The 4815-nt window shown below is 41.9% G+C and carries 4 protein-coding genes; 3 read left to right on the top strand and 1 reads right to left on the bottom strand.

The window, feature by feature from the left end; all coding sequences use genetic code 11:
- Positions 1-131: 131 nt before the first annotated feature.
- Positions 132-599: a hypothetical protein gene (locus tag CKO50_RS08650; RefSeq protein ID WP_095727825.1), complete on the top strand. Its 468-nt coding sequence runs from the start codon at positions 132-134 to the stop codon at positions 597-599.
- Between the two features lie 365 nt (positions 600-964).
- Here the strand turns inward: CKO50_RS08650 and CKO50_RS08645 are convergent, their stop codons facing one another.
- Positions 965-1681, bottom strand: a complete 717-nt coding sequence (locus CKO50_RS08645) for a type 1 glutamine amidotransferase (protein WP_095727824.1) — start codon at positions 1679-1681, stop codon at positions 965-967.
- 98 nt (positions 1682-1779) lie between these two features.
- On the opposite strand from CKO50_RS08645, the gene CKO50_RS08640 reads away from it, so the two are divergent.
- Both CKO50_RS08640 and CKO50_RS08635 read left to right on the top strand, forming a co-directional pair.
- Positions 1780-2571 (top strand): AraC family transcriptional regulator, encoded by a 792-nt coding sequence (locus tag CKO50_RS08640; RefSeq protein ID WP_095727823.1) that lies wholly within the window; start codon positions 1780-1782, stop codon positions 2569-2571.
- A 121-nt stretch (positions 2572-2692) separates the two neighbouring features.
- On the top strand, positions 2693-4597 hold the full coding sequence (locus CKO50_RS08635; RefSeq protein ID WP_095727822.1) for a S9 family peptidase: 1905 nt from the start codon (positions 2693-2695) through the stop codon (positions 4595-4597).
- Positions 4598-4815 lie beyond the last annotated feature (218 nt).

The raw sequence follows: 4815 nt of genomic DNA, 5'->3' as shown, positions 1-4815 counted from the left end.
CGTAAATTTTCCTATTTTAGTTAATGGAAAATTCTACTTATAAACTGTTTCATTTTTTGGGGGAGTTACATTTGCGAGATAGGTATAAACTTTGCTTGGTCTATATAGCCACTAGTAGAAGGAATTGTACAATGAAGGTTCAAAGTCAATCGTTTGTATATAGTCAGCAACAAATTCAAGCTCAACAAGCAGTAGCCAGTGAAAAAGCAGGCAAAACATTGCCGCAATCTCAGATGGCAAATGGTCATGTGGACAGTGATAAATTTGATTTTACCGATATGACAATGAAAGAGCTTTCTCAAGCATCAAAAGCTTTGTATGACGAAGGTGTATTGACCTTAGGGCAACACGCTTCGCTTTCACTACATTACTCAGCGACGTCAACAGGGTTAAATCAGGGAGACGGACAAGTTTCCTTGAGTGCATTATCTAAAGCTGAAAATGATAGAGTAGATGTCATTGCTATGCAAAAGGAACGATTAAGAGAGGCCACAGCAAGTGGTGCTCCAGCCTCTCAAATAGAATTCTCCAAAGAACTTCTTCATACATTAGAAGCTTATCAGTTTGGAGGTGCTGGGAAATTCTACGTAAGCGCCTAATTATTGAATATACAGGTGATCATCTTCTTGGTTGTGTGGAAAGTTTATCGAGCGCACTGGCCGTTGCAGTTCCTGAAGTGAATGTGCAAACAGAGTACTTCCAAACAACCAAATAGCCAACAACACTACTGCCTGAAGTTACTGGTTGTGTTTCAACTACCGATAGCCAAGAACTATTCAGTTTTGGCAAGAATTAAATCGCTGAAAAGTTAAATCGCTAAGTTAAATCGCTGACACCCACTACAGGTTTGTGCAGATAGCAGTGTGCAGATAGCAGACACCGACCATAACATAGATGCGAATTATGGTGGGTGTTTGTATCAGCCCCAAGCCTTAAACCTCAGGTTAAATAGTATGATTAACACTCAGTGTTTTGATTTATAAAAGCTTTCTAACTTGTCTAAAAAGTCGTGCAGTTTTTGGTTCATTTCGTCATAGTTATGATTCAGTAAAACCTCTGGCTCATCTACAAATCGATACTGTAAAACGTCACTGAGATCGTCATTTTCAATCAGTAATGCGACGATATCTTTGGTAAATTCCATATGGCACTGAAAACCGTATACTAGGTCGCGGTAGCCGACTATTTGCCTTGGGCACCCCGCGCTATATGCAATCACTTGTGAGCCATTGGTGAGCCCCGGCATATCATTATGCCAATGACCGACATCCAACACTTTTCCAAAATGACTAAATAGTGGATGTGTCATCCCAGCTTCCGTCAAGGTTATCGGATATTTTCCTATTTCACGTTCAGGGCTAGGTTCAAATGTTGCACCTAATGCTTCACCAATGAGTTGCGATCCTAGGCATATACCAAGCACAACTTTTCCGGCGGTAATCGAGTTTAAGATGACTTCTTGCTCACCTTTTGCGTCGAAGTGCGGGCATTGCTCAATAGTTGTCGACGGATCTTGAGGTCCTCCCATGACAATCAAAAAATCTAAGTCTTCGACATTTTTTGGGAGCGGTTCTCCTTGATAAACTCGCGAATAGGTAATGGTATGGCCGCGTTTATTTGCCCAAGATTCATAGGCGCCGGGCGCTTCAAAATGTTCATGAACGATAAAGTGAATATGCATCTTTGTGCCTTTTAATTAACGATAGGCTGTAGATGGTATATTAAATTTGGATGGCGTAATTTATACTAACAGACGTTTAATGTTGATAAGTCGCCAAGATGCAAGCTAATGACCTCATCAAAGGTTCTTCTGATAAACAAATCGTAACTAAAGCGATTAATATGGCTTCTGGCTATGTTGATGACTTTCACTCACATTCGTGGCATCAAATTGTGTTTCCTTTGCAGGGGCTGCTGCAATCAAGTATTGGCAATAAAAGCGGTATCGTTCCTCACAATGGCATGCTCTACATACCCGCAAATACAGTGCATAAATCCATAGCGATTACAAATACACAGTTTTTGGCGATTTACCTTAATCCCGACAAATATGTTCAGTATGGAGACGAACCAAAATCCTGTCTGGTAACGCCATTTATTAAAGCATTAATACTGCTTCTATTTGAAAACGAGACGCTCACTCAAGCAGAATCCAATATCACACATTTGCTAGCGGTATTGCGAGATCAGATCGAGATCGCAAATCGTTATGAAATACCCTTGCTCATACCTACAGATAAACGCCTTTTGTCCATTTTCTTACAGCTTAAAGAGCAACCGGATTTACCATTTACGTTAAAGGAGTGGGCAACAAAAGTGGGCGCTTCTGAGCGCACTTTGTCGCGATTGTGCTCAAGAGAGTTTTCCCAATCATTTTCACAGTGGAGACAAAATGTGAGGTTAGTTTTATCTTTGCAATTGTTAGGGTCGCAAAAGAGCATACAGGAAATTGCTATTGAGTTGGGATACGCTTCTGACTCTGCGTTTGTGCAAGCGTTTAAGAAATTGTTTAACCAAACACCGAGAAAATACCGAATTGCCAACTTACAGCACAACGTAAATTCATTTTGAGCAACTTCTGCAGCTTGCATGTGACATACACTAGAGATGAAAGTATCTTATCGCGAATGCTTTTAAGTTCTTCCCGCTTTATGTAGTCTAGGTGAGATTTGATTATTGGAGGCATTTCGCGATGTTGCGAATTCTATTATGTGCTAGCTTAGGATTAGCACCAAGTTTTGGGTTAGTTGCCAAAGAGGTAATGACCCCTGACAAGCTTTGGCAAGTAAAACGCGTAAGTGCGCTTGGGTTATCTAAAGACAACACCCATGTGATTTATCGAGTTACAACGCCAAGCGTTGAAAACAATGATTTTGATAGCAAAGTTTATCAAGTGCCGTTAAAGGGTGGGGCGTCTCAGCTTTTAAGCGCGTATCAAGGAATATTGTCAGACGACAACATTTCGCCAGATGGTAGCAAAAAACTATTTCATGACACTGTAAATGTTGAAGCTGTGCTGGCCACGGATAGACATAAAGCGCTTACGCAAGCAGATGCTTATGTGTTTGATGATTTAAACTATCGCCATTGGGATACCTGGAAAGACGGCAGTGTTAAACATGTGTTTTATCAGGATCTAATCACAGAAGAAAAAGTCGACATCATGAAAGGGATGCCTTTTGATAGTCCGACGTCACCATTTGGTGGTTCAAGCGATTATATTTGGGGCCCTAAAGGTGAAAATATCTACTACGTCAGTAAAAAGCTGACTGGCGCAGAATATGCGAGCAGTACCAACACAGATATTTATCGTTATAACTTAGCTAGCAAGAAAACCACCAATCTAACCGAGCAAAACTTGGGTTATGATAAAAGCCCAGAATTCTCATCGACAGGGCTGCTGGCTTTCTTACGTATGGATGAAGCGGGTAACGAGGCGGATAAAAATGACATTATCGTTAAGTTGGGTGACAGAGAAGTCAACTTAACTGCGCATTGGGACGGCACGGTAAGCAGTTTTGAGTGGAGTCATGATGGTAAGCATATTTATTTTATTGCACCAGTTGACGGAACAATCCAGCTATTTCAAGTAGCGGTGAACACCAAAATCAAAGCTAATCCGAAAATTAAGCAGCTAACTAAGGGCATGTTTGATGTAAATAGCATTGTCGCTGCCCTAGACGGTCAGTTAGTTGTTACTCGCAATAGCATGAATCAAGCAAAAGAGATCTTCCGCTTTGATCTGAATAGCAAAAAGCTTGTTGCGCTGACAAGTGTGAATGAGGCGTTTTATGCTGATTTGGATTTACCGAACGTTGAAAAGCGAATGGTGAAGACAAAAGACGGCGAAGACATGCTAACTTGGGTTATCTACCCACCTAATTTTGATAAGCGTAAGCAATATCCAACGCTGTTATACCTTCAAGGTGGTCCACAGTCGCCGTTATCACAGTTTTATTCCTTCCGCTGGAACTTCCAAGTGATGGCATCACAAGGCTACATTGTGGTTGCGCCAAACCGCCGTGGTATGCCAGGGCACGGTGTGAAATGGAACAAAGACATCAGCCAAGATTGGGGTGGTAAGGTAATGCAAGATTACCTTGATGCAATCGACGATGTTGCGAAAGAGTCATATGTTGACAACAAACGTATCGCGGCAGTTGGTGCGAGTTTTGGTGGTTACTCTGCGTTTTACTTAGCTGGCAATCACGATGGTCGTTTCAAAACCTTTATCGCGCACTGTGGCATTTTTGATTTGCGCAGTATGTACGGCACAACCGAAGAAATGTTCTTTGTGAACAACGAATTGGGTGGCGCGTACTGGGAGCAAAACAATGCGGCCATCAGCAAAGCATACAATCAGTTTAACCCAATCAGCTATGTGGATAAGTGGGATGCGCCTATGTTTGTGATCCATGGTGGTAAAGACTACCGTGTACCGCTGAGTCAAGGGATGCAAGCTTTCCAAGCCGCAAAACTTCGTGGCTTAAAGAGCCGTTTCCTTTACTTTCCCGAAGAAAACCACTGGGTACTGACACCGCAAAACGGGATAGTATGGCAGCGTGAATTCTTCAAGTGGTTAGAAGAAACCTTATAATTGATGTCACTGCTATCAGCAATGACTAGGGCCTGTTGATCTTTCAAGTTTGTTTTTGCAGCAGTTTGATTGGTATTTATACAAAGCAGAGCCTGCGTAGCATAGTTGTTCTATGTGAGTCAGGCGATAAAGACTTTATGCTTNNNAAAGTCACCTTACCCCACATCCTTGTGGGGCAACACAGAAGAAATGCCAATCAAGCGCTGCCCTTTGGGTTT

Source organism: Pseudoalteromonas sp. HM-SA03 (assembly GCF_002289345.1).
Classification (GTDB): Bacteria; Pseudomonadota; Gammaproteobacteria; order Enterobacterales; family Alteromonadaceae; genus Pseudoalteromonas.
Note: the sequence above shows the minus strand (reverse complement) of the source record. Positions and strands in the feature narration are given on the sequence as shown.